General features: G+C 37.2%; 1 protein-coding gene. It reads right to left on the bottom strand.

Annotation, left to right across the window (positions count from 1 at the left end; all coding sequences use genetic code 11):
• Positions 1-511, bottom strand: a 511-nt coding sequence (locus DRF57_RS23490) for an RHS repeat domain-containing protein (protein WP_133297568.1), incomplete at both ends; no start/stop codon positions are given.

Genomic DNA, 511 nt, shown 5'->3' with positions numbered 1-511 from the left:
TCCGCTTGGATCATTATACATCAGTGGATTATTCATCACATACCCATACTTATTATAGTTTTGGGTATTCATAGGATCCTGTATATTTTCATCAGCATTCAGGAACCTTCTGAGTAGCGGATCATATAACCTGCCATTCATATGAATGATTCCCACCTGCGCAAAATGTTCATGGCTGGTATAGCCCCTATCTATTAATAAAGCAGAATTATCAATGGTGTTTTTATCCGTGATCACTGCTCCGTCATTTCCAAATGACAGGGCTACCAAGCTGCCCCATGCATCATAATGTCTCTGCTCAAGCTTGTTTCCCACTTCATCGCTGATGGCAAGAATACTTCCTATATAGTCTTTATGAAGAAATTTATAAGAACCGACAATCTGACCAAAGTCTTTCAAATATACAATATTAGATTCATAAGGACTGCCACCAATGTATAAAATATGTTTCTCTTTGCCTATGCTATTGTCTTTTACTACTTCAAAGCTACCGTCTTCACTATAAAATTTG

The organism is Chryseobacterium rhizosphaerae (assembly GCF_003385455.1).
GTDB classification, from domain to species: Bacteria; Bacteroidota; Bacteroidia; order Flavobacteriales; family Weeksellaceae; genus Chryseobacterium; species Chryseobacterium rhizosphaerae.
This window is presented reverse-complemented; position numbering and strand designations above follow the sequence as displayed.